Raw genomic sequence first — 26,460 nt, 5'->3', positions numbered from 1 at the left:
CGGAGTTTTCCACAGGGCCCGGCGGACCACGGGCCGATGGGGAATCCTGTGAGCATGTCCAGCGATCACGCGCAGTCCGCCGGGCGCCCCGCCGCCGACGCGGGCCCGCCGACCGGCACCGCCGCCCTGCCCGGCGGCGCCGCACCCCCGCCCGACGGCAGCGCGGGCACCCCGTTCCTCGAACTGCTGGCCCGCGGCGCACCCGCCACCGCCTACGAACAACCGGTGCTGCTCGCCCGCGCCGAAGGCCGGTCCGCCGAGTGGATCGCCGCCCTCGACCACGCAAAACTGCTCGCCCTGCGCGTACGCGCGGAACTGGAAGGACGCAGACGCCGCGAGGCCGAGCTGTCGGCCCTGTTCGAGACCGCCCACGACCTGGCCGGTCTCAGAGACCTCGACGCGGTGCTCCAGGCCATCGTGCAGCGCGCCCGGTCGCTCCTCGGCACCGACGTCGCCTACCTCACGCTCAACGACCCCGCCCGCAAGGACACCTACATGCGGGTCACCGAGGGCTCGGTGGCCGCCCGCTTCCAGCAACTGCGCCTGGGCATGGGCGAGGGACTCGGCGGCCTGGTCGCCCAGACGGCCCGCCCGTACGTCACCGACGACTACTTCGAGGACGCCCGGTTCCAGCACACCGGCACCATCGACGCGGGCGTGCAGGACGAAGGACTCGTCGCCATCCTCGGCGTCCCGCTCATGCTCGGCCCGCACGTCATCGGCGTACTGTTCGCCGCCGACCGCCGGGCCCGGGTCTTCGAACGGGAGCAGATCGCCCTGCTCGGCTCCTTCGCCGCCCTCGCCGCGGCCGCCATCGACAGCGCCAACCTGCTCACCGAGACCCGCGCCGCCCTCGCCGGACTGGAACGCGCCAACGAGATCATCCGCGACCGCAGCGCCGTCATCGAACGCGCCTCCGACGTCCACGACCGCCTCGCCGAACTGGTCCTGCGCGGCGGCGGAGTCCACGACGTGGCAGCCGCCGTCTCCCAGGTCCTGGAGGACGGCACCGTCGAGTTCAGCGAAGCCGCCGCGGCACCCGCCGACGCCCTGGAGGCGTCCCGGGCCGAAGGACACGCGGTGCGCCACGGCGACGACTGGGTCGCCGCCGTCACCACGGGCGGCGAACTGCTCGGCGCACTCGTGCTCCGCGGCCACCGCGGTCTCGACCCCGTCGACCAGCGCACCCTGGAGCGCGCCGCGATGGTCACCTCCCTGCTCCTGCTCGCCCGCCGCTCCGCCGCCGAGGCCGAGCAGCGCGTCCGCGGCGAACTCCTCGACGATCTCCTGGACGCCCGTGACCGCGACCCCCGCCTGCTGCGCGAGCGCGCCACCCGGCTGCACGCCGACCTGGACGCCACGTACGTCGTCCTCGCCGCCCGCCTCGACACACCCGCAGCCGACGCGGACCAGGAGGCCGACGCCCGCCGTCGGCTGTGGTCGGCCGCCTCCCACCTGGCCGCCACCCGGCACGGCCTCGCCGCCGCCCGCGACGGCGGTACGGTCCTCCTGCTGCCCCTCCAGCGCGGCGCCACCGCGACGGAACTGGCCCGCCGCACCGCCCGGCACCTGGGCACCGCCGTCCACGAGGCGGTCACGGTGGGCGCCTCCGCGCCCGTCGGCGACCTGGCCGCCCACCCGGGCACGGCCACGGCCGCCTACGCCGAGGCCCAGCGCAGCCTGGAGGCTCTGCGCCTGCTCGGCCGCACCGGCGACGGCGCCGCCGCCGAGGACTTCGGGTTCCTCGGCCTGCTCCTGGCCGGGGAGCGTGATGTCGCCGGGTTCGTGGACCGCACCATAGGCCGGGTCACCGCCTACGACGACCGCCGGGGCACGGACCTCGTACGCACCCTGGAGGCGTATTTCGCCTGCGGGATGAGCCCCGTCCGCACCAAGGACGAACTCCACGTCCACGTCAACACCGTCGCCCAGCGCCTGGAACGCGTCGGCCGCCTGCTCGGCGAGGACTGGCAGACACCCGCCCGCGTCCTGGAGATCCAGCTCGCCCTGCGGCTGCACCGGCTGTCCTCGCCTGCACGGGGTTGATCAGAAGGAAGGAGGGAGGGGGAGGTGGGGGGAGGGGGAGGGGGAGGGGGGAGGGGGAGGGAGGGCGGAGGAGAGAGCGGCGGAGTCAGACGGTGCGGGCGGTGTCGGCGCCGTCCGTCGAGGGCTCACCGTCCTTCACGGCACCGGCACCGGCACTGGCAGCGGCACTCTGGCCGACGGCAGCGGAGGAGGTGTCGGCGTCCTCGGCGGCGGCGAGATCACGGTGCCGGGTCTCCTTGGCCACGCCCACGGCGATCAGCGTCAGCACCGACGCGGCGATGACGTAGAGGGAGATCGGGGTCGAGCTGTCGTAGTCGGAGAGGAGGGCCGTGGCGATCAGCGGGGCGGGCGCGCCCGCGGCGACCGAGGCGAACTGGGCGCCGATGGACGCTCCCGAGTAGCGCATCCGGGTGGCGAACATCTCGGAGAAGAAGGCGGCCTGCGGGGCGTACATGGCGCCGTGCAGGACGAGGCCCACGGTCACCGCGAGGATGAGGTTGCCGAAGCCGCCGGTGTCGATCAGCGCGAAGAACGGGAACATCCACAGGCCGACACCGGCCGCGCCCAGCAGGTAGACCGGGCGGCGTCCGATCCGGTCGGAGAGGGCGCCCCAGGCGGGGATCACCGCGAAGTGCACGGCGGAGGCGATCAGTACGGCGTTGAGCGCGGTCTGCTTGGACACTCCGGCGGACGTGGTGGCGTAGACGAGGATGAAGGCGGTGATGACGTAGTAGCTGATGTTCTCCGCCATGCGCGCGCCCATCGCGATCAGGACGTCACGCCAGTGGTGCCGCAGTACGGAGACGAGCGGCAGCCTCTCCTCCTGGGCGCCGGGATCGTCCGCCCGTGCCGCCTTGCGCGCCTCGGCCTGTGCCAGGGCCTGACGGAACACGGGTGACTCGTCCACGGACAGACGGATCCACAGACCGACCATGACGAGCACCCCGGACAGCAGGAACGGGATCCGCCAGCCCCAACTGCCGAAGGCGTCGTCGGACAGTACGGCGGTCAGCAGCGACAGCACACCCGTGGCGAGCAGTTGCCCCGCCGGTGCGCCGGTCTGCGGCCAGGAGGCCCAGAAGCCCCGCCGCCGCGCGTCCCCGTGCTCCGACACCAGCAGCACGGCCCCGCCCCATTCCCCGCCGAGCGCGAACCCCTGCACGAGCCGCAGGGTGGTGAGCAGCACCGGAGCCGCCGAGCCCACGCTCGCGTGGGTGGGCAGCAGCCCGATGGCGAACGTCGCCCCGCCCATCATGAGCAGGCTGAGCACCAGCAGCTTCTTGCGTCCCAGCCGGTCGCCGTAGTGCCCGAACACCAGCGCACCCAGCGGCCGCGCCGCGAACCCGACCGCGTACGTCAGGAACGACAGCAGCGTCCCCACCAGCGGATCCGAGTCCGGGAAGAACAGCTTGTTGAACACGAGCGCGGCGGCGGACCCGTACAAGAAGAAGTCGTACCACTCGATCGTCGTACCGATCAGGCTGGCGGCGACGATCCGGGACAGGTTCGAAGGGGCTGGCGGAGCGGTCGCGGGGGAGGACATGGCACCACTTCCTGGCGTTCGGCGGGGACGACTACGTGTCGTGTGTCGCCACACCGTAGGAACGTGCAGGTCAGAGGCGTATGTGGTGGGACACCATAGTTCTGGGTGCTGGAGTGCGCGTGTACACCATGGAGGCGGCAGGGAACTGCGACGGACGGTCAGTTCCCGGTGAGGTGGGCCGTCAGGCGGGACAGCAGGGTGACGGACGCGCCGAGTCGCAGTATTTCGTCGGGTGTGAAGACCTCGCGGATCGCGGCACCGAGGGCGTCCGCGCGGAGAGTGCGTTCCCGTTGGAGGCGGGAGCGGCCGTCGTCGGTGAGGTGCAGCAGCAGTTTGCGGCCGTCGTCGGGGTGTCGCTCGCCGCGGACCAGGCCCTCGGCGGAGAGGTTCTTCACCGACTTGGCCGCCGACTGGTGTGTGACGCCGCGCAGGCGGGCGAGGTCCGCTGTGGTCAGGGGGCCGTCACGGTCGAGGTAGCCGAGAACGGCGGCCTCGCCGGGCGGCATGGTGTCCACGGTCCGCACCGCCCGGACCAGGTCGCCGAGCGACCGCCGCAGTTCCTCGGCCAGCGCGTCTTCGTCCATGGGGGCATCCTAGCCCGCGCTACTCAGTTGTACAGTCTGATTGTACAGTCTGGTTGTGCAAGTAAGTTGAGGTAAGGCGGAGCGGTATGCCGGTCATGGAACTCACCAAATTCGGTCATGCGTGTGTGCGGCTGGAGAAGGACGGGCGTCGCCTCGTCATCGACCCGGGCGGTCTGACCGACCAGAGAGCGTGGGAAGGCGCCGACGCCGTGCTCGTGACGCATGAGCACTTCGACCACTTCTCCGAGGAGGCGCTGCGCCGGGCCGCCGCCGCGCGTCCGGGGCTGCGCATCTGGACCAACTCCTCCGTCGCGAAGCGACTGGACGGGCTGGGCGCGCAGGTCGCCGTCACCGGGGAGGGGGACGCCTTCAGTGCGGCGGGCTTCGACATCACTGTTCACGGGGCCTGGCACGCGGTCATCCACCCGGATGTCCCCCGCATCCCCAACGTGGGCTTCCTGGTGGACGGAGCCCTCTTCCATCCCGGCGACGCTCTCACCGTCCCCGGCGCTCCGGTCGACACGCTGCTGCTGCCGGTGCACGCTCCCTGGTCCACTGTCGGCGACCTGATCGACTATCTGCGCGAGGTCGCTCCCCGCGATGCCTACGCCGTGCACGACGGCGCCCTCAACGACACCGGCACCGCCATGGTCGAGGGCTTTCTCGGTGAGCGCGGTCCCGGAGTCCCGACCCGCTACCGCCGGTTGGCCCCGGGCATGAGTGCCCGGCTCGGTTGACGGGCGGGGGAGGCGCCTCCCTCCCTCTCTCCCTCGCCCGCCCGTCCCCGGCCCGCTGCCTTCCACGGACGTACGCGCACGGCCGTGCGGCTCAGGGGCGGTGGGGGCGGAGATCACGGAGGAACGCGGTGATGTCGTCGGCGAGCAGGGCGGGTTCCTCGTGGGCGGCGAAGTGTCCGCCGCGGGGCATGCGGGTGTAGCGCGTGAGGCGGTAGGTGCGTTCGGCCCAGCTCCGCGGCGGCAGGGAGAGGTCGACGGGGAACAGCGCGAGGGCGGTGGGGACGTCCACCCGCCGTACCCGGCGGGTCAGATGGCGGGCGTACTCGTAGTACGGGCGGAAGGACGTGGAGATGGTGCCGGTGAACCAGTAGAGGGACGCCTGGGTGAGGAGGAAGTCGTCGCTGAAGCGGCTCGGCAGGTCGCCTCCGCAGTCGCTCCACGCGCGGTACTTCTCCAGGATCCAGGAGAGCAGTCCGGCGGGTGAGTCGCTGAGGGCGGGCGCGAGGGTGAGGGGGCGGGTGTTCTGCTGGTGCAGGTAACCCCCCTCCTCCGTCTGCCAGGCCGCGACGGAGGCGAGATGGGCCTGCTCCTCGGGCGTCAGCGAGGCCGGGTCGTGCCCGGCCGGTGCCGCTGCGGCGAGCAGGTGGATGCCGACGACGGACTCGGGGTGGGCCTCGGCGAGCCGGGAGGTGATGCCGGCGCCGAGGTCCCCGCCGTGGGCCGCGTACTGCCGGAAGCCGAGGTGGCCGTGCATCAGCCGGTGCCAGAGCTCGTGGGTCTGCTCGGCGCCGGTGAGGGCGGGCCGCTGGGGGGAGAAGGCGAAACCGGGCAGTGAGGGGACGATCACGGTGAACGCGTCCCGGGCGTCACCACCGTGGCGGGACGGGGCGGCCAGCCGCTCGGCGAGGGCGGTGAGTTCCAGGACGGTGCTCGGCCAGCCGTGGGTGAGCACGATCGGCAGGGCGTCCGGATGTTCGGCGTCGTATCGGAGGTAGTGCACGGGGGTGCCGTCGATGTCGGCGAAGCGGGACGGCAGGGCGTTGACGGCGGCTTCGTGGGTCCGCCAGTCGTAGTCCGAGGCCCAGTACGCGACGAGGCGGCGGAGTTCGGTGGCGTCGGTGCCCGCCTCCCAGCCGTCGACCGGCCAGGGCTCGGGCCACCGGGTGGCGCGCAGCCGGGCACGGAGGTCCTCCAGGCCGGCGTCGCTGACCTCGATGACGGGGGTGGTGGTCGGCACGGTGCGCTCCTCGGCGGGTCGGTGCTCAGGGGGTGGGGGTGTCGGTTGCGGTGTCGGCCGCGTCCCGGCGCGTGGTGTGCGGGGCGGCGCGCAGGGCGGGGGCGAGGGGGAGGGACGCGGCCACGGCGGCGGCGGGGCCGCCGCGCGCAAGGCGCCGGGCCTGCCCAGGCGGTCGACGGTCAGCGGTCCGAGCCGGCGGCCTGGCGTGACGGCCGTGAGGAAAGCGGCGTAGGCGAGGGTGCCGACGGCCGCCGGTGTCGCCAGGGCGACGAGCAGGGCGACCGCCCCGATGTGCAGGCTCACCGGAACGCGCAGCATCGTCATCAGTGCGCCGAGGCAGGCGCCCGCCACGGTGCCGGCGCTGAATCCCGCGAAGAAGCGGGGCATCAGGGCCCGCCCGAGCCGTCGTTCCAGCGCGCGCCGCGTGCACGCTCACCGCGACGTCCCAGAACCCCGTGGCGGTGCCCAGGACGAGAAGTCCCGCCAGGAGCAGCAGCAGAAGGCGGACCGACGCGGTGTCCAGGCCCATGCGCTCCTGGATCTGCGGCAGGCGGGACGTCCAGGTCGACCCGGCCAGGCCGAGGGGGGTGAAGACCAGGTGCATCGAGCGGACGGCCTTCGCCGTCCTGGCGGCGCGCGGGTCCGGGGGGCGGGTGTTCACGTGCCGGGTGTTCGCGTGCCGGGTCCGGTGGCCGGACCGAGCGTCTGCACGATGGCCGCCCGGGTCGTCGCACGCGGTTCCCGCTCCGTGGACAGCAACGTGTGCATGATCATGCCTTCCAGGAGGGCGTCGAGGCGGGCCGCGGTCCCGGCCCCGGTGAAGCGGGCCAGCACCGCGCGGCTCGACCTGGTCCACTCCTGGGTCAGCGCGCGCAGCGCGGGATCGCGCAGCGCGGCCAGATGCAGCTCGAAGCCGAGTACCGCGCTGCGGTCCCGGGACGGCCCGCCCCGCACCAGTTCCACCAGAACGTCGATGAGTTCCTCGTGGGAGGACACCTCGGTGAAGAGGGCTTCGTACTCGGCGGTCCGCAGCTCGACGTACCGCGCGAACGCCTGCGCGCACAGCTCGGTCAGGCTCGCGAAGTGATAGGTGACGGAGCCCAGCGGCACGTCCGCGCGGGCGGCGACCTTGCGGTGGGTGATTCCGGCTACGCCGTCCTCGACGAGCACATCCAGCGCGGCGTCGAGTACGCGCTCCCGGCGCCGTGGATCGTGGCGGCGGGAGCGGCGCCCCGCACCACCCGCCGCCCCGTGCTCTCCAGGCTCTCCGTGCTCTCCGTGCTCTCCGTGCTCTCCCGGCTCTTCTCTCCTCTGCATAAGAACAAACGTACACTACGTTAGGAACGAACGTTCTTATCCGGGCGGCGCGGTGACCCGCGACCCGCGGACAAGCGGACGGCGGACGGCGGATCAGGCCGCGGTGAACCCGCCGTCCGCGGCGAGTACGGCGCCCGTGACGAAGGACGACCGCGGCGAGGCGAGGAAGCAGAGGACTTCGGCGATCTCGCTGGGCCGCGCCACCCTTCCCAGGGGATGGACGTCCGCGAAGGACGCCAGGTAGGCGCGGCTGTCGGGGCGGAAGGTGTCGAGGAAGTCGGTCTCGACCACACCCGCGGCGACGAGGTTCGCGCGGATGCCCAGGGGGCCGCCCTCCAGGGCCAGCACCTTGGTCAGCTGGGCGAGGGCCCCCTTCGACGCGCTGTACGCGGCGCCCGCGGGCAGGCCGACGGTGGACGCGTAGGAACCGGTGCTGACGATGGCGCCGCCGCCGCGCTGCTCCATGGCGCGGAAGGCCTCGCGGGCGAAGAGGAAGGCGCCGCGGGCGTTGACGTCCATGACGCTGTCCCAGTCCTGGGCGGTGGTGTGCGTGACGGGCTTGTTCAGGGTGCGGCCGGCGTTGTTGACCAGGATGTCCAGGCCGCCGAACGCGTCCATGGCGGCACCTACCGCGCGGGTGGCGGATTCTTCCGCGGTGACGTCGCCGGTCACGGTCACGACCCCCGGCAACTCGTCCGACAGCACGGCGAGTTCGGGACGTGTGTCGAGGGCGACGACGTGTGCGCCGCGGGCGTGGAGGAGGGCGACGGTCTCCTTGCCGATGCCGCGCGCGGCACCGGTGACGAGGGCCGTCCTCCCGGCGAACTCGGCGGCTACGGCGGCTTCGGCGGACGGTGTCGTGGATGTCATTCGGGTGCGCTTCCTGGTGGGATCGGTGCGGAAGGGGGAGAGAGGCGGGACGCGGGACCGTCGTCAGCGGGCCCGGCCGCCGGGCCGGTGCCGGATGAGGACGGTGACGCCCAGCCCGGCCAGCACGGTGGCGACGATGACCGCGGTGCCGGGGCCGTAGCCCGCCAGGGGGTCGCCGGGGTGCGTCCGTTGCCCGGCGTCGACGACCGCGGTGACGAGAGCGAGGACGACGGCACCGCCGATCTGCATGAACGTGTTGAGCAGGGCTCCCGCCAGTCCCTGGTCCCGGTCGGGCACGTCGGCGACCGCGCTCATGTTCAGCGCGGGAAAGGTCGCGGCGGTGCCGATCCCGTTGACGGCCATGACCGGCAGGACCACGGTGAGGAAGGGGCTGCCGGGGCCGATCCGGAAGAACAGGGCGTAGGACAGCGCGAGGAGCAGCATCCCGGCGGCGATGACCCTGCGTGTACCCAGCCGGGCCGCGATCCGCCCCGCGAACGGCGCCAGCGCGCCGTTGACGAGGCCCAGCGGGACGAAGGCCCCGGCGGTCTGCAAGGGGGTCCAGCCGAGCACGTTCTGTAGGTAGAGCGTGGCGAGGAACGCGAACGACGTGTACGCGCCCCACATGGCGAAGATCGTCAGATTGGCGCCGGCGGTCGCGCGCCGGGTGAGGAAGGACAGCGGCACCAGGGGCCGGTGCGCACGGGCCTCGACGCGGAGGAACAGGACCAGCAGGCAGACCGCGGCGCAGAGGAGGACGAGGGTGCCGGGGGACAGCCAGCCGTGCGAGGGAGCCCGGGTGAGGGCGTAGACCAGGAGCACCAGTGCTCCGGTGGCCGTCAGCGCGCCGGGGATGTCGAGCTTCTCGCGGGCGCCGCCCCGGGAGTCCGGCGGGAGCAGCCGCAGGCCCGCGAGCAGCGCCGCCACCGCGATGGGCACCGGGAGCGCGAGCACCAGTCGCCACGACGCCTCGGTCAGTACGCCGCCGAGGACGAGCCCTCCGACGAAGCCGCAGGCACCGGCGGTGGCGTACCACCCGAGAGCACGGCCGCGCCGCGGGCCCTCCGGCCAGCCGGTGGTGATCAGGGAGAGGGCCGCCGGTGCCAGGAAGCCCGCGGCCATGCCCTTCACCAGCCGCGCGGCGACCAGCAGGCCGCCGGTCGGCGCGAGCGCCCCCAGCACGCTCACCACGCCGAAGACGGCGACCGCGGTCAGGAAGGCGCGGCGCCGGCCGAACAGATCGGCCACCCGGCCGCCCAGCAGGAGGAACCCGCCGTAGCCGAGCGCGTAGGCGGACACGACCCATTGCAGGGACCCCGACGCCATGCCGAGGTCGCGCTGGATCGCGGGCAGGGCCACGCCCACGTCGGACAGGTCGATGGCGTCCATGAAATGAGCCGCGCACAGCACCAGCAGGGCCGGGCTGCCGGGTGCGGGGGAGACCCGCGCGTAGCCGTGAGGGTCGGTACGGGCGACGAGGGCGCTGTCGCTGTGCTTCCTCACGAGGGCTTCTCCGCCGGGTCCTCGCGGTGGAGCACGAGGTGCTCGTGGTGGAGCACGCCGTCGCGGATGTCACCGGTGGCGGTGAACCCGGTGTCGTCGACGTAGTCGAGATGGTCGCCGGTCACCGTGTACCGGCCGGTGTACGCGCTGCGCCGGTCTCCCCGGGCCTCGTCGTAGCGCCCGTCCGGCAGCAGCTCCTGGCGGATGTGACCGTCCGCGGTCACCCACATGCCGACCACGTCGGCGTTCCCGCGGGTGCGGTCGCCGCCGCGCGCGTCGCCTGTCATCGGATTCCCTTCGTCGGTGGGCGTCAGCTGTCGTGCCCGACCGAGTCTGCGCAGCTCGGCGAAGGGGTACCAGGGTCCTCTCCGCCTGGGTGCGGCACACCCAGGAAGCGCGCGCGGACACCGCCTAGCCTGGGACCCATGGACGACAACCACCTGGGGGAGTTCCTCCGCGCGCGCCGCGCCGGCCTGCGGCCGCAGGACGTCGGCATGGCCGATCACGGCGTGCGCAGGGTCGCCGGACTGCGCCGCGAGGAGGTCGCCGTCCTGGCCGGTGTCAACGCCGACTACTACACGCGGCTGGAGCAGGGCCGCGAGCGGCACCCCTCGCCCCAGGTGCTGGACGCCCTCGGCCGTGCCCTCCTGCTCGGCCCGGACGCCCACGCCCACCTGCACCGCCTGGCCGGGGTGGCACCGCGGGGCGGCTCCCTCCACGCCACGGAGCGGGTGAGTCCCGCGCTGCGCCAGCTGATGGACGGCTACGCGCACACCCCGGCGTTCGTCATGAGCCGCACCCTCGACCTCCTGGCCGCCAACGCCCTGGCCGACGCGCTCTACGCCCCCTTCGCCCCGGCGGACAACCTGGCCCGCATGACCTTCCTCGACCCGGCCGGACGGCAGTTCTACCAGGACTGGGACCGGGCCGCGCAGGCCGCCGTGGCCAATCTGCGCCAGGCGAGCGGCTTCGACCCCGAGCACCCACGTCTGCGCCGCCTCGTGGACGTACTGGCCGAAGACAGCGCCGAGTTCCGGCGGCTGTGGGCGCGGCACAGCGTGCGCGGCAAGACCCAGGACGCCAAGCGGCTCCTCCACCCGGAGGTCGGCCCGCTCTCCCTCACCTACCAGTCCTTCGACGTCCGCGACGCCCCGGGTCAGCAACTCGTCATCTACCACGCCGAACCGGGCAGCCCCTCCGCCCAGGCCCTGGCCCTCCTCGGCTCCCTGCACGCCGACAGCGGGCGAGCCGCGTCGCGTTCCACCGTGGAGTGACTTCCGCGCCGGGGCGTTTCGACCGAGGTCCGCATCCGCCGGGCGACCGAGGTCCGCATCCGCCGGGCGATCGGGGGCCGCTTCCGCCGGGCGATGGGGGTCGCGTCCGCCGTGTCACGCTCTTGCTTGCGCAGGCAGCTCCCGGCCGGTGGCGGAGACGGTGAAGGCCGTCCGCGCTAGGAAGCCCGTGCGTCGTGGCTCTCGCGATGGGCGAGGACTTGTTCCATGTGGGTCTGGGCCCACTGCCTGAGCCCGCGGGTGAGGTGGTGCAACGAGAGGCCGAGCTCGGTCAGTTCGTAGGTGACGGTGACCGGGACCGTCGGTGTCACGGTGCGGGTGAGCAAGCCGTCGCGTTCGAGGGAGCGCAGGGTCTGGGTCAGCATCTTCTGGCTGACGCCGGCCAGCAGCCGGGCCAGTTCGGAGTAGCGCATCGCTTTCGCGGCGTGCGAGGTACCGGGCTGTCCGGGCGCGTCACCGCCCAGTGCGCACAGGATCAGGACGACCCACTTGTCCGAGATCCGGTCGAGGAGCCGACGGCTGGGGCACACCGCCAGGAACGCGTTGTACTCGGCCTTTTCCTGCGCCTTCTTGTCCGCCCTGTCCGCCCTGTCTGCCCTGTCTGCCTGCATCGCCCCTGACCTGGCCTCTCACCTTCTGGGTGGTTACGCACTTCTGAGTGCCTACTTCCCAATGGGAAGCTTCTCTCCAATGCTGGTGCAAAGAGGCGGGAGACACCACCCCCTGACATGGAGTGAAAGGCACCACGATGAACACGCCCTCCACCACCCTTCCCGGCGGAACCTGGACGCTGGGTGACGCGGTCGTCACCCGGTTCGGGTACGGCGCTATGCAGCTCTCCGGCCCGTGGGTCATGGGGCCGCCCGGCGACCACGACGGCGCCCTGGCGGTGCTGCGTGAGGCGGTCGGCCTCGGGATCACCCACATCGACACCAGCGACGCCTACGGACCGCGCGTCACGAACGAGCTGATCCGGGAAGCGCTGCATCCCTACCCGGAGTCGCTGTTCATCGCCACCAAGGTGGGTGCGACGCGGGACGCGCAGGGCGGTTGGCCCACGGCCCGGCGCCCGGAAGACCTGCGCAGGCAGGTCCAGGAGAACCTCGGATCTCTCGGCGTCGAGACCCTCGACCTGGTCAACCTGCGCATGGGCGACGCCCAGGGCCCCCGGCCCGGTTCGCTCGCCGAAGCGTTCGAGACGCTCGTCGGCCTCCAGCACGAGGGCCTGATCCGCCACCTCGGCGTCAGCAATGTCACGGGGGAGCAGGTCGCCGAGGCACGCGGCATCGCCCCGATCGTGTGTGTGCAGAACATGTACAACCTCGCCCACCGCGACGACGACGATCTCGTGGACCACCTCGCCGCCGATGGCATCGCCTACGTGCCGTTCTTCCCCCTGGGAGGCTTCACGCCGTTGCAGTCCGAGGCCCTCTCGCGGGTCGCGAAGCGACTCGGGGCGACTCCGATGGCGGTCGCGCTGGCCTGGCTGATGCAGCGCTCGCCCAACATCCTGCTCATCCCCGGCACTTCGTCCGCCGCCCACCTGCGCGAGAACATCACCGGCGCTGGTCTCTCCCTCTCGGGCGCGGATGTGGCCGAGCTGGACGGCATCGACCACTGACCGGCGCGCGGGCCGCGCACGGACCGCACATCGTCCACCGGCCGGGACCGGGCCACATCGTCCACCGGCCGGGCGGCAGGGGCATGTGGCGGTGCCCCCGCCCGCCCCCGGGTGCGGGACACGCGGACGGGTCGCTGTCGCCACGCGCCGTCGACGGCCCACATCCGCGGACGGCCCACATCCGCGCCCGGTCGCGGACGCCCTCACCCCTGTCGCCGCCACCCGATCAACGGCGAGGTGGCCACCAGGGCGACGGCACGGTCATGGCGTACGTGCGTGCGTACGTGTGGGCACGGTGCGGTGGCGGGTCCCGCCGCCGCTTCGCGGCCGTGGTCACAGGCCCACGTCCCGGCTGCGGATGTCCTCGATGGACTCCCGGCGGACCAGCAGCCGGGCGAGGCCGTCGCGTACGGCGACCACGGGCGGGCGGCCGACCAGGTTGTAGCCGGAGGCCATGGACAGGTGGTAGGCGCCGGCCGCGGGGACCGCGAGGAGGTCGCCGGGGCGGACGTCGGCGGGGAGTTCGGTGTCGGAGGCCACGATGTCGCCCGCCTCGCAGTGCCGCCCCACCACGGTGACCCGCGCCGGGGCCGCGGTGCTGTTCCGGCCGGTCAGGCGTGGTGCGTAGCGGACGCCGTACAGGGCGGGCCGGGGGTTGTCGCTCATGCCGCCGTCCACGGCCACGAACACCTTCCCGCCCGAGTGCTTCACGGCCAGGACGCGGTACAGGGCGACTCCGGCGGGACCGGCGATCGCCCGGCCCGGTTCGATGACCAGCCGGGGGACGGGGAGCCCGGCCGAGGCGCACGCGTCGGCGAGTTCGGTGCGGACCTTGCGTGCCAGGGACGTCAGGTCGAGGGCGTCGTCGCCGGGCCGGTAGGCGATGGCGTGTCCGCCGCCGAGGTCGAGTTCGGGCAGGACCAGGCCGTGCTGTTCGTGCAGCCGGGCCATCAGACCGACCATGCGGCGGACGGCGGCGAGATACGGCTTGACGCTGGTGATCTGCGAGCCCAGGTGGCAGTGCAGGCCGGTGAGGCGGAGCTGGGGCTGGCCGAGGACGCGCGCGATGGCGTGCTGGGCGTAGCCGTCCGCGATGGACAGTCCGAACTTCTGGTCGTCCGTGCCGGTGCGGATCTTCTCGTGGCCGCCCGCGCTGATGCCGGGCACCACCCGCACCATGACCTTCTGGCTGCCGCTCGGACCCACCGCGGCGGCCAGCCGGGCGATCTCCGAGGGGCTGTCGATGACGATACGGCCCACGCCCAGCCGCAGAGCCGTCTCCAGGTCCCGCGGGGACTTGGCGTTGCCGTGGAGCACCATCCGCTCCGGCGGGAAGCCCGCGGTGACGGCGAGCTCCAGCTCACCGGCCGAGCAGACGTCGAGACCGAGGCCCTCCTCGTCCATCCAGCGGACCATGGCCCGGCACAGGAACGCCTTGGCGGCGTAGAGGACTTCGGCGTCCGGGAAGGCGTCCCGGTAGGTCCGGCAGCGGTGCCGCACCTCGGCCTCGTCGAGGACGTAGACGGGCGTGCCGAAGCGGTCGGCGATCTCCGCGAGCGGTACGCCGCCCACGGCCAGCTCGCCGGGGCGCGGCGTGGTGGTCGAGGCGGGCCACACCCGCAGTGCGGCGGGGGCCTCGGGGAGGGCGGGTTCGTGAACGGTGGTCATCGCCTGCTCTCCTCTCAGCCGACGCGCTGGGCCGGGGCGGCCAGTGCCGCTTCCAGGACGGCCGGCGCCGGGCCGGACATGCCCGGGGGCGGGGCCGTGAACAGCGGGTCGACGGTGACGGTGGCGGCGCCGAGCGGGGCGGCCAGTGCGCGCAGCGCGGGCTCGGCGAGGCGGATCCAGGCCTGACCGGCGCCGAGCGTGGCGGCGAGCCTGCGCTCGGAGGTGAAGCCGACGGCCGTGCGGTCGCCGAGCGGGGTGCGGAAGAGGCGGGCCGCGCAACCGCGGGGGCCCGGCCGGACCGGGACGTACAGCGGACCGGCCGGGGACCGATCGGACGGCTCGGGGTCCTCGGCGGACAGGAGTTCTTCCATGGAATGCCTCCGGAAAGGGAGCTGAGAGGCCCCGGACGCGGGGAGGCTGCCCGGGGCACGCCATCGAAGCTATGCCCGCCCGCGCCCGGTTCCGGCCGCCCCTGACGAGATGTTGACCGGGACCGGGGGGACCTTGACGCGATGATGACGCGCCGCCTCGGGAGGTTCATGCGCGGATGCACGGATGCACGGATGCACCGATATGGGGATGCGGAGGTGTGCGGATGTGGGGGTGTGCGGATGTGCGGCCTGGCGGAGGGCGTGGCCCGCTACGCCGTCTGCGTCAGACGCCCTCCAGGACACGGCCGAGTGCCGCCCGGCCCAAGGGCCCCCAGTGCGGCTTGCCGCCGGGAAGACCCCGGTCTCCGTTCTGGCCCATGAGCATCAGGAAGAGGCTCTTCATCGCGGCCAGCCCGCGGGCGCGCCGGACCGCTGCCTCGTCCGCGTGCGCGTAGGCGTCGAAGAACCGTGAGGCCGCGCCCGACGGCAGCAGCACCCAGGCGGCGGCGAGGTCCCACGCCGGATCGCCGGCGGACAGGTCACCGAAGTCGACGACGCCCGCGAGCGTGCCGTCCGAGACGACGACGTTCGCGGGATGGAGGTCGCCGTGCACCCACACCGGCCGCCCCTCCCACGCCCCGGCCGCGACCGCGTCGTCCCAGACGGCCCGTACGCCGTCGCCGGTGCCGTCGAGGACAACCGCCTGGAAGAGCCGGTCGAAGCCGTCAGCGCAGTTCCGGGGATGGGCACCGCGGTCCGCGGCGACCGGGGCGTCCGCGGGCGCCTCCAGATGGAGCGCCCGGAGGAAGGCAGCCAGCGTGTCGGCCGCGTGGACGCCGCGGCTGATCGAACCGTGGTCCAGCGGCTCGCCGGGAACCCATGTCATCACGGTCCAGTGCTTGGGGAAGCGCTCGGACGGTGCGCCGGACCGCACCGGCGTCGGCACCGGGAGTGGCAGGCGGGGAGCCAGCACGGGCAGCCACCGCCGCTCCTTCAGCTGAAGCTCCGGAGTGGGGTCCATGCGCTGCATCCGTACGGCCAGATCGTCGCCGAGACGCCACATCTGGTTGCCCCAGCCGCCCGGCACCTCACGGACGGCCAGCCCGGCGAGGTCCGGATGCTGCTCCCGCAGCAGGTCGCGAACCAGGTCCGCGGTGATCTCGGTCTCCGTGCCGCTCATGTGCAGACACAGTACCGGGGCGGTGATCATGCCGAGCCGAGTGGCCGTCCTGTCCGACATCCATGGAGTCCGGCCGGCCCTGGAGGCCGTGCTCGCCGAACCAGAAGTACACGCTCTGCGCGAGGACCACCTCGACCTGCCCGGCCGGCTGCCCCGCTCACTCACTCTGCCCGTGTGTGGCCTGGGCAAGGTGCTGTTCTGCCACGCCACCCCACCGGGACGACGAAGAGGCCGTCCCGGTGGACTCACGTCCCGACCGCTGGCGAGAGGTCTTCGGCGGGCTCGAACCCGAGGTCCGCACGGTGGTCTGCGGACATACGCACATGCCGTTCGTCCGCCTCGTCCACGGCCGGCTCGCTGGTGGGCGTCGCCGCGTCATAAGCATGAGTGATCGCAGACCGTGCGAAACCGGCGTTGATCCGCTCCCGTCGCTCGGAGAGGGTTGATCACGGCGTGCCCGGCCGGTCCTGGAGACCCGCGGTCGCGCCGCACGCACCACAGCGGGACCGCTCCGCGGTCCGCGACCGAAGGGGAAACATGTTCTTCCGCAAGACCGTGGCAGCGGCGGCCGCGACGGCCGGGCTCGCCGGAACCGGACTGCTCGCCGGAGCCGCGCCCGCGTCGGCCGGTGTGCTGCCGCCGACACCGGCCGACGCGATCAGGATCACCAACTACAACAGCGGCAAGTGCCTGGAGATCGCCGACTGGCGCACCGACAACGGCGCCCCGGCCCGCCAGTGGGACTGCACCGGCGGCGACAACCAGTTGTGGTACGTCACCGACAGCAGTGGCATCGGCACCACCCTCGTGAACAAGAACAGCGGCAAGTGCCTGGAGATCGCCGACTGGCGCACCGACAACGGCGCCCCCGCCCGCCAGTGGGACTGCACCGGGAACCGCAACCAGGAGTGGAACTACGACCACGCGGTGATCCTCGGTTCGGGCGCGGCTTCTTACCTCAAGGGCCTGTCGAACCGCAACAGCGGCAAGTGCGTGGTGATTCAGGGCGCCCAGAACGGAAGCCCTGCGTTCCAGTACTCCTGCACCGTGCAGAGTTACGCGGACCAGTGGTGGTACGACGACCGTGTTCTGCCCGGCTGAGCCGGACCCCGCACGCGGTGTGCCGCGGGCGTCAGCGCGGTGCCGCGGGGAGTCGGCCCAGGTCGGAGGCGACCTGGGCCAGGGAGCGTATGGCGTCGCCCTCCGTCTCGGTGCGCCACACCATGGCGAAGGTCAGTGAGGGCAGGCCGTCCGCGGGGAGCCAGGTGAGGTCCGGACGGGACCAGTAGGGCACGGAGTGGGCCGGGAAGAGGTGGAAGACCTCGCCGTGGCTGATCAGGGAGAGCAGTTGCCCCATGTCGGTGACCAGCGGCCCGCGTTCGATGAGCCGCCCGGCGGGGGTGTGCGAGGGGACGATGGTCTCGCCCCAGTAGAGGGGCATCTGCGCGCTGGTGACCGGGAAGTCGGCCAGCGTCTCGACCGAGACCTTGCCCCGGGCGGCCAGCCGGTGATCGCAGGACACCGCCACGGCCCGGTCGTCCACGAAAAGGACGGGACCGACCGTGAGGTCGTCCTCCACGACCGGCAGCCAGGTGACCAGGACGTCCAACTCCCCCTTCCGGAGCGCGCCGAAGGGGTCGGTGAAGGGGGCGTGCCGGAACCGCAGGTTCACCTCCGGATGCCGGGAGCGGAACTCCTGCCAGTAGCCCCGCAGATGGTGCACGTTCCCCGGGATCATGCCCACGCTCAGGGAATTGCCGACTCTGCGCGCGGCGACCCGCGCACGCTCCAGGCTCTCGCGCATGCTCGCGTGCACCGGCAGCAGATCGTCGCGCAACTGCCGGCCCACGGCCGTGAGTCGTACGTCTCGCCGGTTCCCCCGGTCGAAGAGCACGGCGTTGAGCTGCCGCTCCTGTTTGGCGATGGCCTGACTGACCCGTGCCTGCGACACGTACAGCCGCTCGGCGGCCCGCCCGAAATGCAACTCCTCCGCCAGCACCAAGAAGATCTCGATGTCCCGCAACTCCACCGCCGACGCCCCCCCGTCGTCCTTCTCCCCGTGCTCCCCGTGCCGAGCCGCGAGGCCCCGCGGGGCACCGCCCGTCGCGATCGGCGACGCGCACTGTACACGGACCCACCGGCAGCAGCGGCCGCCGACCGAAGGCCGAAGGCCGGGAGGGCGGATGTGGCTTGCGGGAGGGTTCTCGCCGGTCGGCACGCGCCCTAGACTTCGACCGCTCCGAAATCCGGCGATCTTCTGGAGGGCGTGCAGGATGGGCCGAACTCTCATGACCGCGTTGGCGGCAGCAGCGCTGGTCGTGTCCGGGGGCGGTATCGCCTCCGCCTCCGATGCCCCGCCGCGGACCACGCACGGTCCTTGCCAGTACACCCGGACGCCGGACGAACCGGCGGCGCGGCCGGTTCCCCTGCCGCCCGATCCGCGGCGCACCCCGAGCCGCGGCACCGTCGACACGGCTGTCCGGACCACTCAGGGCCCGCTCCCGCTGCGGCTGGACCGGGCGAAGGCGCCGTGCACGGTGCAGAGCTTCACGCACCTGGCGCGGCACCGGTTCTTCGACCGTACGGTGTGCCATCGGCTGACGGCGTATCCGACGCTGAAGGTCCTTCAGTGCGGCGACCCGACCGGCACCGGCGAGGGCGGCCCGGGGTACAAGTACAAGGACGAGCTGCCGGTGGACCTGCCGCAGGCACCGAGCGATCCGACCGGTGTCCGCCGCGTCTACGGGCGCGGCTTGCTGGCGATGGCCAACGCCGGTCCGAACACGAACGGTTCGCAGTTCTTCGTCGTCTACGGCGACTCCGTGCTGCGACCGGACTACACGGTGTTCGGCACGGTCGGTGCCGCCGGTCTGAAGACGCTCGACAAGATCGCCGCCGGTGGCATCGAACCGACTGCCGAGGACCCGGCGCCTGTCGACGGCACACCCGTGCTGCGCAGCGAACTGCTCAGCGTCCGGCCGTCCTGCCGGACAAGCTAGCCCGTGCCCGGTCCCGCCCGGCAGCGGACAGAAGTCACGCTCACCGTCTCGGCATGACCGGGAGCGGGCCGGGCAGCCCCGAGGAGTTCGGGAAGCGGCTCGTGGAACTCCTCGGGGACGGGGTGCGTCTCTCCTGTTGTAGATCATGGTCTGGGAGGGGACGCAAGGTGAGTGACCGCGAGCGAGACCGGGACACCGGGTCCGCGTCCGACGGAGACGGCCCCTGGTGGGCCGGGCTCGGGCCGGTCGGAGGTGCGGTCCTCGCGGTGTGCGGGGCGGGGCTGCTGCTCTGGCTGGTGCTGCGCGGAGCCGACGCGGACGACGACTGGTCCCGCTACTACGGGGCCGGCAAGATCCTGGCCATCGGTTGTGTGGTCGCCGGGACGACGCTCCTGGCCCGCCGCCGCGGCTGAGCCAGCGCCCTGGGAGGAGGGGCGGGCAGGGCACGCCCCGGCTCGCGCGCCCTGCCCGCCCCGACGGCACGCGATGTCACCGCTGCCGGAGGGTCTCCTCCGTGTGCCGTCCACCGGCCAGCGCGTTCAACTCCGTGATCTGGGCCGGGTCCAGCCGTACCGCCGCCGCAGCGATGTTCTCCTCCAGGTGGCTCAGGGACGCCGTACCGGGAATCGGCACCATGTTCTCGGCCCGAGCGAGCAGCCAGGCGAGCGCGATCTGGGCCGGTGTGGCGCCGATCCGCTTGGCGAGGCCGCCGAGCGGACTGTCCGGCCGGGCCAGGGCGCCGATGTCGAGCGGGAACCAGGCGATGAACGGAAGCCCCTCGCGCGTGCAGAGGTCGAGTACGTCCTCGTGCTTGCGTTCCGTGATGCTGTACTGGTTCTGCACAGAGGCGATCTCGACGATCTCCCGGGCGGCGGTGATCTGCTCCACCGTCACCTCGTTGAGCCCGATCGCGCCGATCTTCCCCTCCTCCTTCAGCCTCTTCAGCTCACCGATCTGGTCCTCGAACGGCACCAGAGGGTCGACCTGGTGCAGCTGGTAGAGGTCGATGTGATCGACGCCCAGCCGGCGCATGCTCAGCACACACTCCTGCCGCAGGTACTCCGGACGCCCGAGGACGGCGTAGGAACCCGGACCCGACTGTGTCTGACCGCCCTTGGTCGTGATCAGCAGGTGCTCCGGAAAGGGGTGCAGCGCCTCGCGGATGATCTCCTCGCTGATGTGCGGCCCGTAGACGCTGGCGGTGTCGATGAAGTCGACGCCCAGCTCGACCGCGCGCCGCAGGAGCCGCACCGAGGCGTCACGGCTGGCCGGTTCCCCCCAGACGCCGGGCCCGACCAGGCGCATGGCCCCGAAGCCGAGCCTGTGGACGGTCTTTCCGGCGATCTCGATGGTCCCGGACGCGTGGTTGACGCGGTCCCCGAGAGGCTGGTCCTCGGCCATGGGCACTCCTTGTCGAACTCTGTGAACGGCGTGCGAACACTGTACTGATGGCGGTGCGGGGAGATGTACGGGCGCAGCACCGGCGCTTCGGTCCAAGTGGCGCTGCGACAGCGGGAATTGGGGGAGAGGTGGGCGTCAGCCGCCCGCGAGGGAGGCGGTCCGGACCGCTGCCGCGGCCCGCTTGCGCCGCCCGCGCAGCAGGACGACGACGAGTGCGAAGACCTGGAGCAGGGGGTCGAGGCCCGGCAGGTCGGCGGTCGCCTCGGTGTGGAGGTGTCCGGTGCGGCGGATGGTGCCGGCGGGCTCACCGTCGCCGCCGAGCATGGTGTACTCCCGGCCGGCCGCCGCGGTCTGCCGGAACGCGACGACCCGTCCCAAGGACGTGAGGTTCCAGCTGCGGCGCACCCGGTCCGTGGTCGCGACGGTGTTCCCGTCGGCGTCGAGCAGTTCGCAGACACCGCTGAAGCGGTGAACGCGGACGAGATGGCCGACGCCGCGCAGGGTGAACCGCGCGCCGACGCGGCCTCCGCGCAACGAGAACGTCGTCAGCGCCCGGCCGTCCTCGGTGAGCTCGTACTCCTGGGCCGGGACATGGATCCTCTTCGCGTGCAGCATGTCTCCACTGCACCACCGGCCCGCCGGTCGCACCCATGCCATTTGTCATGCATGACCCGGTGACAACCCGGGCGGGTGCGCCGGTCCCGGGCGGGGCACGCTTTCCCACATGGTTCATGTGACTCATGTGACTCGTGCGACTCATGCGGCACTCACCGGGCCGCCGCTCCGGTGCCCCCGCGGCGGCCGGGCGTAGCATGCTCGACGTGGGCGCACGCGATCCGGACGAGTTCTCCGCCGACCGGTGGCCCGACTGGAGTTTCTGGAAGGAACAGCCGGACGGTCCCGAGGCGTACGGCCGGGGCCGGGGCAGGAACCGGGGGCGCGTGGTCGTCGCCGCGGCGACGGCGCTGGCTTCCCTCGCGCTGATCGCACGGGCCGTGGACATCGCGCACGGCACCGGTCCCGCCCCGCTCACCTGGCTCGCGATCGGCCTCGTCGTCTGTTACGGCGTCGGCTGCCTGCCCGCGTCCTGGTACGGGCCGATGGCGCTGCGGCGCGGGCGCGTCGCCATCGTGGCCGTGATGTTCCTGCTCGGGGCGGCACCGGCGGTGCTCCTGGCGTCGCCGTACCACCTGACCGATCTGACGTACGCCCTCGCGATCGGGCTCATGCTGCTGCCGCTGCGCCACGCCCTGCTCCTCGGCCTCGGCACGGTGCTGGGGCAGATCCTCTGGATGCGGCTCGCGCAGGGCGGGGTGGCGTGGGCGCAGGTGGCCATCCTCGTCGGCGTGACCGCGGCACTCGGCACCGTCTTCGCGCTCAACTTCACGATCGGCCATCTGCGCGCCGCGCGCGAGCAGGTGAGGCGGCTGGCCGTGAACGAGGAGCGGGAACGGGTCGCCCGGGACATGCACGACGTCCTCGGCCACAGCCTCTCCACGATGACCGTCAAACTGGGGCTGACCCGGCGCATCCTGGAGTCCACCGGAGACGTGGCCCTCGCCGTCGGCCAGGTCACCGAGCTGGAGACCATGGCGCGCACGGCGCTGTCCGACGTGCGCGCCACCATCTCCGGCTACCGCACCCTGTCGCTGGACAGCGAACTCGCGGGCGCCCGCCTGGCCCTGCGGGCCGCCGGAGTACGGGCCGACCTGCCCGCCGCGACCGATGCCGTGCGCCCCGAACTGCGCGAGGTGTTCGGCTACGTCGTGCGGGAGGCGGTGACCAACGTGCTGCGACACTCCGACGCCGAACGGTGCACGGTCCGGGTGGGGCCCGACTGGGTCGAGGTCACCGACGACGGCAGCCCGACCGGCGATGCGGCCGCCGGGAACGGACTCACCGGACTCACCGAACGCATGGCCGCCGTGTCGGGCACCCTCGGACACGGGCCCGCCCCCGGCGGCGGGTTCCGGGTCGTCGCCCGCGGGCCGGACCCGGCGCTCCGTCCCGCGCCACCGCGGCCTCCGCGGCCTCCGGGGCCTCCGGGGCCTTCAGAGAAGACCGAGCGGCCGGGAACCGGGCCGACGGGAACCGACCCGGCAGGAGACGAGCCCACATGATCCGTGTCCTGCTGGCCGACGACCAGGCACTCGTACGCGGCGCCCTGGCGGCCGTGCTGCGGCTCGAACCCGACCTCGACGTGGTCGCCGAGATCGGCACCGGCACCGAGGTGCTGGCCGCCGCGCAGCGGACCGCGCCCGACATCGCGCTGCTCGATGTGCAGATGCCCGGCCGGGACGGGCTGACCGTCGCCGCCGACCTCCGGCGGGCGCTGCCCGGCTGCCGCACCGTCATCTGCACGACCTTCAGCCGGCCCGGCTACCTCGCGCGGGCGATGTCCGCGGGCGCCGCCGGATACGTCGTGAAGGACTCCCCGCCCGAACAATTGGTCGACGCGATCCGTCGCGTCCACGCCGGACTGCGCTTCGTGGATCCGGCCCTCGCCGCGGAAGCGCTGGCCGGCGGCGCGAGCCCGCTGACCGGACGCGAGGCGGACGTGCTGCGCGCCGCCGCCGAGGGCGGCACCGTGGCCGACATCGCCCGAGTGCTGCGGCTGTCCCAGGGCACCGTGCGCAACCACCTGTCGTCGGCGATCGGCAAGACGCAGGCCCGTACCCGCGCCGAGGCGGCCCGGCTCGCGGAGGAGAGCGGCTGGCTGTGACCGCCGCCCTCGTGGAGTGACACACCCGGGCTCGCTGCCCGGCGGCGCCATGGGCACGACCGGCCATAACCTGCGATGTTCAAACGTCTGATGTTTGTGTACGGTGTTCCCATGAAACGCATCAGCGCACCGCGGCGGACGGCCAGCCTGTCCGCTCAGCTCGTGGACAGTCTCCGCTCGCACATCGAGTCCGGCGGCTGGCCGGTGGGGACGCGGATCCCCCCGGAGCAGGCCCTCATCGAGGAGCTGGGGGTCGGACGCAGCACGCTGCGGGAGGCGATCGGCGCGCTGGTGCACCTGGGCCTGCTGGAGCCCCGGGCCGGTGACGGCACCTATGTCCGCTCCGCCAGCGAACTCCAGTCGGTCATGGTGCGGCGGGCGAGTTCCGCGCAGCGGGACAACGTACTGGAGCTGCGGACCGTCCTGGAGGAGTACGCCTCGGGGACCGCGGCCCTGCGCCGCAGCGAGAGCCAGTTGCAGCAGCTGCGGGAGCTGCTGGCCGACGCCGACGCGGCCTGCGCCGGTGAGGACACCGCCGCGGCCACGGGCGTCGACGCGCTCTTCCACCGGGCCGTGGTCCGGGCGAGCGGGAACGACCTGCTGATCGAGGTGTACGACTACCTCGGCACGGCGCTCACCTCGTCCCTGGGAGGTCTGCCCTGGGACGCGGCGCACGCCGGGGAGCACGCCCGTCTGCACCGGCGGCTCGTCGACGCGATCGAGGCCCGGGACCAGGGCGGTGCCCGCGACGCGGCGGCCGCGATCGTCCGGCTCACCCATGACCACGGGACCAGCACGACACGAGCAGCGGAGGAGGACCGGTGAGCACACGTCCGGCATCGACGTCCCGTCAGCATTCCGCCCCCGGATCGTCGGCGTCCGGATCGTCGGCGTCCGGATCGTCGGCGTCCGGACCGGCCGCGTCCGGTTCCGCCCGGCCCGCCGTGTCGGTGGGACTCCTCGTCGCCGTCTGTCTCGTGGCGGCGAACCTGCGCACCACCCTCACCGGCGTCGGCGCTCTGCTGCCGGAGATCGAGCACGGCAGCGGTCTGACGGCGAGCTGGGGCGGCCTGCTGAGCACCCTCCCGCTGCTGACGTTCGCCGCGACGTCGCCCCTGGTCGCCCGAGCGTCCCACCGGTTCGGGAGCGCGCGCCTGCTGGTGGCGGCGCTCGGCGTGCTGGCCGTCGGGACGGTGGTCCGCTCCCTTCCCTCCGTCGTCTGCCTGTTCGCCGGGACGGTGATCCTCTCCGCGGCCATCGCGTTCGGCAACGTACTGCTGCCCGCTCTGATCAGGCGGAGCGTGCCCGCACACCGTATCCAGGGCGTCAGCGCGCTCTACGTGACCGTCATGGGCCTCATGGCCGCGGTGTCCTCCGGCGTCTCCGCGCCGCTGGCCCACAGTGTGCCGGGCTCCTGGCGCACCGCGCTGGCCTGGGGCGTCGTCTTCACCGTCGCGGCGTTCCTCGCCTGGCTGCCCCGGATCCGGGGTGACAAGCCGCAGGAGACCGGCGGCGCGGCGCACAGCCCGGTGCCCTGGCGGTCGCGGCTGGCCTGGCAGGTCACCTTCTTCATGGGCCTTCAGTCCCTGGCCTTCTACACCGCCGTCGCCTGGCTGCCCAGCATCCTGATCGACCGCGGCACGAGCAGCACCACGGCCGGATGGATGCTCTTCTTCTACCAGGTGGTGTCCCTGGCGGCCAGCAGTCTCCTGCCCCTGCTCACCCGCGGCCGCCACGACCAGCGCTGGACCGCGGCCGGGGCCTCGGTCCTGGTGGCGGGCGGCTTCACCGTACTGGTCGCCGCCCCCGCGCTGTCCGTCCTGGCGTGCGCCCTGCTCGGACTCGGCGGCGGAGCGTGCCTCGTCCTCGCGCTGACCTTCCAGAGCCAGCGCGCCGGCAGCTCCGGCGAGGCCGCCGCGCTGGCGGGCATGGCACAGTCCATCGGCTACCTCGTGGCGGCGGCCGGGCCCCTGCTCCTGGGCATCCTGCACGACACCACGCACAGTTGGACGCTTCCGCTTGTCGTCCTGGCCGTCCTCGGCCTCGCCACGGCGGTCGCCGGACACGGTGCGGGACAGGACCGCCACCTGCATCAGCCCGCGCACTGAGACGGCCGGTCCGCGCCGGAGGGGGAGGCGGACCGGCCCGCTCGGCGGGCCCCGCCCGTACCGTCCGGTGCGGACCTCGCTCTGGACCTTTGACGGGGAGGCGCCGATAGTGGACCGGATGCCGTCAGGGGCGGAGGGAGGCACGCGATGGCGAGCGGTTCGCCCTCGGTTCCCCCCGGCCGGTCGCCGGACAGCGACCGTACGGGCCACCCGCCGGCCCCCGGTCCGGCGGGACCGGCCGGTTCGCCCGTGCTCGCCCACCCGGGCGCTCCCGGGGACCGGCCGGTCGACCGTGAGCTGCGGCGGCTCCTGCGGGACGGCACCTTCGCCCAGGTGCTCGACTACGCGCTCAACCACCGCGGTCTGAGCCTGGAACGCGTGCAGCACCACCTCGCCGCGCAGGGCGTCCGGGTCAGCCGCGCCGCACTCAGCTACTGGCGGCACGGCCGCAGCCGTCCCGAGCGCGCGGAGTCGCTGCGCGCCGTCCGCGGTCTGGAGGCCGTCCTCGGTCTGCCCGCCGCGTCGCTGGTCTCGCGGCTCGGGCCGCCGCGGCCGCGCGGGCGGTGCCGCAAGGCCGAGCCGGACGCGATCGACCGGCGTCGGCTGTGGCCCGCCCACCGGCCGCTGCTCGCCGCGATGGGCGCGCTGCCCGACGACCGGATCAGGAAACTCGATGTGCACGAGCACGTCCTGGTGGGGGAGGACCACCGGCTGTCGAGCCTGCGCACCCGGATGGTGTTCGAGGCGTCGGCCGACCGCGTCGACCGCTGTGTGGTCCTGCTCTGGGCCGAGGACTCGGCCGCCGCCGTCCCGTCCGACGTCAAGTACTGCCGGGTGGGCCGGGTACGGGCCGACGACGCGACCGGCGCCACGGTGTGCGAACTGCTCCTGGAACAGCGCCTCGCCGCCGGCGAGCGGAGCGTCGTGGAGTTCACCTCGCACTTTCCGCCCGGACCCGAACTCACCTTCTACCACCACCGGTTCACCCGGCCGATCCGGCAGTACGTCCTTCAGACCGAGTTCTCCGGGCGGCTTCCGGTGAGCTGCGTGCCGTTCCGGCAGGCCGGTGTGCACGCGCCCCGGCACGTCGGCGCCCCGCTGTGGATCGGGCCGTCGGGCACCGCGCACCTGGTGATCACCGACAGCGGTCCCGGCATCGTCGGCATGTCCTGGGAATGGGACTGACCGGCGGCTCGGCGAACCACCGGTCGGCCCCTCACACCACGCGGAGGTCAGGGCAGCCCCCGGTTACCCCTCCGTA

Annotated in this window: 26 protein-coding genes and 1 pseudogene; 13 read left to right on the top strand and 14 right to left on the bottom strand. The window is 73.0% G+C overall.

All coding sequences use genetic code 11. From position 1 onward, the window contains the following. The first annotated feature begins 54 nt into the window (after positions 1-54). Positions 55-2,046: a helix-turn-helix domain-containing protein gene (locus tag ACWDYF_RS29150; RefSeq protein ID WP_381737991.1), complete on the top strand. Its 1,992-nt coding sequence runs from the start codon at positions 55-57 to the stop codon at positions 2,044-2,046. Positions 2,047-2,131: 85 nt separating this feature from the next. Here ACWDYF_RS29150 and ACWDYF_RS29145 read toward each other — a convergent pair whose 3' ends face one another. Then, positions 2,132-3,589: an MFS transporter gene (locus ACWDYF_RS29145; protein ID WP_389471664.1), complete on the bottom strand. Its 1,458-nt coding sequence runs from the start codon at positions 3,587-3,589 to the stop codon at positions 2,132-2,134. A gap of 158 nt (positions 3,590-3,747) precedes the next feature. Continuing rightward, positions 3,748-4,173 carry a MarR family winged helix-turn-helix transcriptional regulator gene (locus ACWDYF_RS29140; protein WP_389471662.1) on the bottom strand — a complete coding sequence of 142 codons (426 nt, stop codon included), beginning with the start codon at positions 4,171-4,173 and terminating at the stop codon, positions 3,748-3,750. 95 nt (positions 4,174-4,268) lie between these two features. Between ACWDYF_RS29140 and ACWDYF_RS29135 the strand changes: the two genes are divergently transcribed. Further along, the gene (locus ACWDYF_RS29135; RefSeq protein WP_389471659.1) at positions 4,269-4,910 is read left to right on the top strand and encodes an MBL fold metallo-hydrolase; all 642 of its coding nucleotides are present in this window, start codon (positions 4,269-4,271) and stop codon (positions 4,908-4,910) included. Between the two features lie 91 nt (positions 4,911-5,001). Here the strand turns inward: ACWDYF_RS29135 and ACWDYF_RS29130 are convergent, their stop codons facing one another. The 5 genes from ACWDYF_RS29130 to ACWDYF_RS29110 all read right to left on the bottom strand — a co-directional run bounded on the left by ACWDYF_RS29130 (position 5,002) and on the right by ACWDYF_RS29110 (position 10,124). Further along, positions 5,002-6,534 (bottom strand): epoxide hydrolase family protein, encoded by a 1,533-nt coding sequence (locus ACWDYF_RS29130; protein ID WP_389471656.1) that lies wholly within the window; start codon positions 6,532-6,534, stop codon positions 5,002-5,004. Positions 6,535-6,804: 270 nt separating this feature from the next. Beyond that, the gene (locus ACWDYF_RS29125) at positions 6,805-7,464 is read right to left on the bottom strand and encodes a TetR/AcrR family transcriptional regulator (RefSeq protein ID WP_389471654.1); all 660 of its coding nucleotides are present in this window, start codon (positions 7,462-7,464) and stop codon (positions 6,805-6,807) included. A gap of 93 nt (positions 7,465-7,557) precedes the next feature. Continuing rightward, a complete protein-coding gene (locus tag ACWDYF_RS29120; RefSeq protein WP_389471651.1) occupies positions 7,558-8,334 on the bottom strand; it encodes an SDR family NAD(P)-dependent oxidoreductase in 777 nt (258 codons plus the stop codon). Between the two features lie 63 nt (positions 8,335-8,397). After that, positions 8,398-9,837: an MFS transporter gene (locus tag ACWDYF_RS29115; RefSeq protein ID WP_389471648.1), complete on the bottom strand. Its 1,440-nt coding sequence runs from the start codon at positions 9,835-9,837 to the stop codon at positions 8,398-8,400. Then, a complete protein-coding gene (locus ACWDYF_RS29110) occupies positions 9,834-10,124 on the bottom strand; it encodes an Atu4866 domain-containing protein (protein WP_381738001.1) in 291 nt (96 codons plus the stop codon). The genes ACWDYF_RS29115 and ACWDYF_RS29110 overlap by 4 nt, the downstream gene beginning before the upstream one ends. Positions 10,125-10,262: 138 nt before the next feature. Here ACWDYF_RS29110 and ACWDYF_RS29105 point away from each other — a divergent pair, with 138 nt between their 5' ends. Then, a complete protein-coding gene (locus ACWDYF_RS29105) occupies positions 10,263-11,111 on the top strand; it encodes a helix-turn-helix transcriptional regulator (RefSeq protein WP_381738002.1) in 849 nt (282 codons plus the stop codon). 176 nt (positions 11,112-11,287) lie between these two features. On the opposite strand, the gene ACWDYF_RS29100 is transcribed toward ACWDYF_RS29105, so the two are convergent. Beyond that, positions 11,288-11,740, bottom strand: coding sequence for a winged helix-turn-helix transcriptional regulator (locus ACWDYF_RS29100; protein WP_389471643.1), 453 nt, complete (start codon positions 11,738-11,740; stop codon positions 11,288-11,290). A 137-nt stretch (positions 11,741-11,877) separates the two neighbouring features. Between ACWDYF_RS29100 and ACWDYF_RS29095 the strand changes: the two genes are divergently transcribed. After that, positions 11,878-12,750, top strand: coding sequence for an aldo/keto reductase family oxidoreductase (locus tag ACWDYF_RS29095; protein ID WP_389471638.1), 873 nt, complete (start codon positions 11,878-11,880; stop codon positions 12,748-12,750). 333 nt (positions 12,751-13,083) lie between these two features. On the opposite strand, the gene lysA is transcribed toward ACWDYF_RS29095, so the two are convergent. The 3 genes from lysA to ACWDYF_RS29080 all read right to left on the bottom strand — a co-directional run bounded on the left by lysA (position 13,084) and on the right by ACWDYF_RS29080 (position 15,969). After that, complete coding sequence (gene lysA, locus ACWDYF_RS29090; RefSeq protein ID WP_389471633.1) at positions 13,084-14,418, bottom strand: diaminopimelate decarboxylase; 1,335 nt, start codon at positions 14,416-14,418, stop codon at positions 13,084-13,086. A gap of 14 nt (positions 14,419-14,432) precedes the next feature. Then, positions 14,433-14,789 (bottom strand): SAV_915 family protein, encoded by a 357-nt coding sequence (locus tag ACWDYF_RS29085; RefSeq protein WP_381738009.1) that lies wholly within the window; start codon positions 14,787-14,789, stop codon positions 14,433-14,435. Positions 14,790-15,072: 283 nt separating this feature from the next. Beyond that, positions 15,073-15,969 carry an aminoglycoside phosphotransferase family protein gene (locus ACWDYF_RS29080; RefSeq protein ID WP_389471630.1) on the bottom strand — a complete coding sequence of 299 codons (897 nt, stop codon included), beginning with the start codon at positions 15,967-15,969 and terminating at the stop codon, positions 15,073-15,075. A gap of 28 nt (positions 15,970-15,997) precedes the next feature. Between ACWDYF_RS29080 and ACWDYF_RS29075 the strand changes: the two are divergent. Then, a pseudogene (locus ACWDYF_RS29075) lies at positions 15,998-16,325 on the top strand (metallophosphoesterase family protein); the annotation flags it as partial. 181 nt (positions 16,326-16,506) lie between these two features. Beyond that, positions 16,507-17,070, top strand: a complete 564-nt coding sequence (locus ACWDYF_RS29070) for an RICIN domain-containing protein (protein ID WP_381738013.1) — start codon at positions 16,507-16,509, stop codon at positions 17,068-17,070. A gap of 31 nt (positions 17,071-17,101) precedes the next feature. On the opposite strand, the gene ACWDYF_RS29065 is transcribed toward ACWDYF_RS29070, so the two are convergent. Continuing rightward, positions 17,102-17,998, bottom strand: a complete 897-nt coding sequence (locus ACWDYF_RS29065; RefSeq protein ID WP_389471627.1) for a LysR family transcriptional regulator — start codon at positions 17,996-17,998, stop codon at positions 17,102-17,104. A gap of 259 nt (positions 17,999-18,257) precedes the next feature. Here ACWDYF_RS29065 and ACWDYF_RS29060 point away from each other — a divergent pair, with 259 nt between their 5' ends. Together ACWDYF_RS29060 and ACWDYF_RS29055 are read left to right on the top strand one after the other, a co-directional pair. Next, positions 18,258-18,968 carry a peptidylprolyl isomerase gene (locus ACWDYF_RS29060; protein ID WP_389471625.1) on the top strand — a complete coding sequence of 237 codons (711 nt, stop codon included), beginning with the start codon at positions 18,258-18,260 and terminating at the stop codon, positions 18,966-18,968. Between the two features lie 167 nt (positions 18,969-19,135). Then, on the top strand, positions 19,136-19,381 hold the full coding sequence (locus ACWDYF_RS29055) for a hypothetical protein (RefSeq protein WP_381738017.1): 246 nt from the start codon (positions 19,136-19,138) through the stop codon (positions 19,379-19,381). Positions 19,382-19,457: 76 nt separating this feature from the next. Here the strand turns inward: ACWDYF_RS29055 and ACWDYF_RS29050 are convergent, their stop codons facing one another. Both ACWDYF_RS29050 and ACWDYF_RS29045 read right to left on the bottom strand, forming a co-directional pair. After that, the gene (locus tag ACWDYF_RS29050; protein WP_389471622.1) at positions 19,458-20,369 is read right to left on the bottom strand and encodes an aldo/keto reductase; all 912 of its coding nucleotides are present in this window, start codon (positions 20,367-20,369) and stop codon (positions 19,458-19,460) included. Positions 20,370-20,504: 135 nt separating this feature from the next. Further along, entirely contained in the window at positions 20,505-20,984 is a 480-nt protein-coding gene (locus ACWDYF_RS29045) for a hypothetical protein (RefSeq protein ID WP_381738021.1), read from the bottom strand. Positions 20,985-21,181: 197 nt separating this feature from the next. On the opposite strand from ACWDYF_RS29045, the gene ACWDYF_RS29040 reads away from it, so the two are divergent. The 5 genes from ACWDYF_RS29040 to ACWDYF_RS29020 all read left to right on the top strand — a co-directional run bounded on the left by ACWDYF_RS29040 (position 21,182) and on the right by ACWDYF_RS29020 (position 26,384). Then, entirely contained in the window at positions 21,182-22,489 is a 1,308-nt protein-coding gene (locus ACWDYF_RS29040) for a sensor histidine kinase (protein WP_389471619.1), read from the top strand. Next, complete coding sequence (locus ACWDYF_RS29035; RefSeq protein ID WP_389471617.1) at positions 22,486-23,091, top strand: response regulator transcription factor; 606 nt, start codon at positions 22,486-22,488, stop codon at positions 23,089-23,091. The genes ACWDYF_RS29040 and ACWDYF_RS29035 overlap by 4 nt, the downstream gene beginning before the upstream one ends. Positions 23,092-23,202: 111 nt before the next feature. Then, complete coding sequence (locus tag ACWDYF_RS29030) at positions 23,203-23,916, top strand: FadR/GntR family transcriptional regulator (RefSeq protein ID WP_389471614.1); 714 nt, start codon at positions 23,203-23,205, stop codon at positions 23,914-23,916. 152 nt (positions 23,917-24,068) lie between these two features. Further along, a complete protein-coding gene (locus ACWDYF_RS29025; protein ID WP_451584311.1) occupies positions 24,069-25,199 on the top strand; it encodes a CynX/NimT family MFS transporter in 1,131 nt (376 codons plus the stop codon). Positions 25,200-25,346: 147 nt separating this feature from the next. After that, entirely contained in the window at positions 25,347-26,384 is a 1,038-nt protein-coding gene (locus tag ACWDYF_RS29020; protein ID WP_389471609.1) for a hypothetical protein, read from the top strand. Positions 26,385-26,460: the final 76 nt, after the last annotated feature.

It is taken from the genome of Streptomyces sp. NPDC003284 (assembly GCF_053589675.1).
This window is presented reverse-complemented; position numbering and strand designations above follow the sequence as displayed.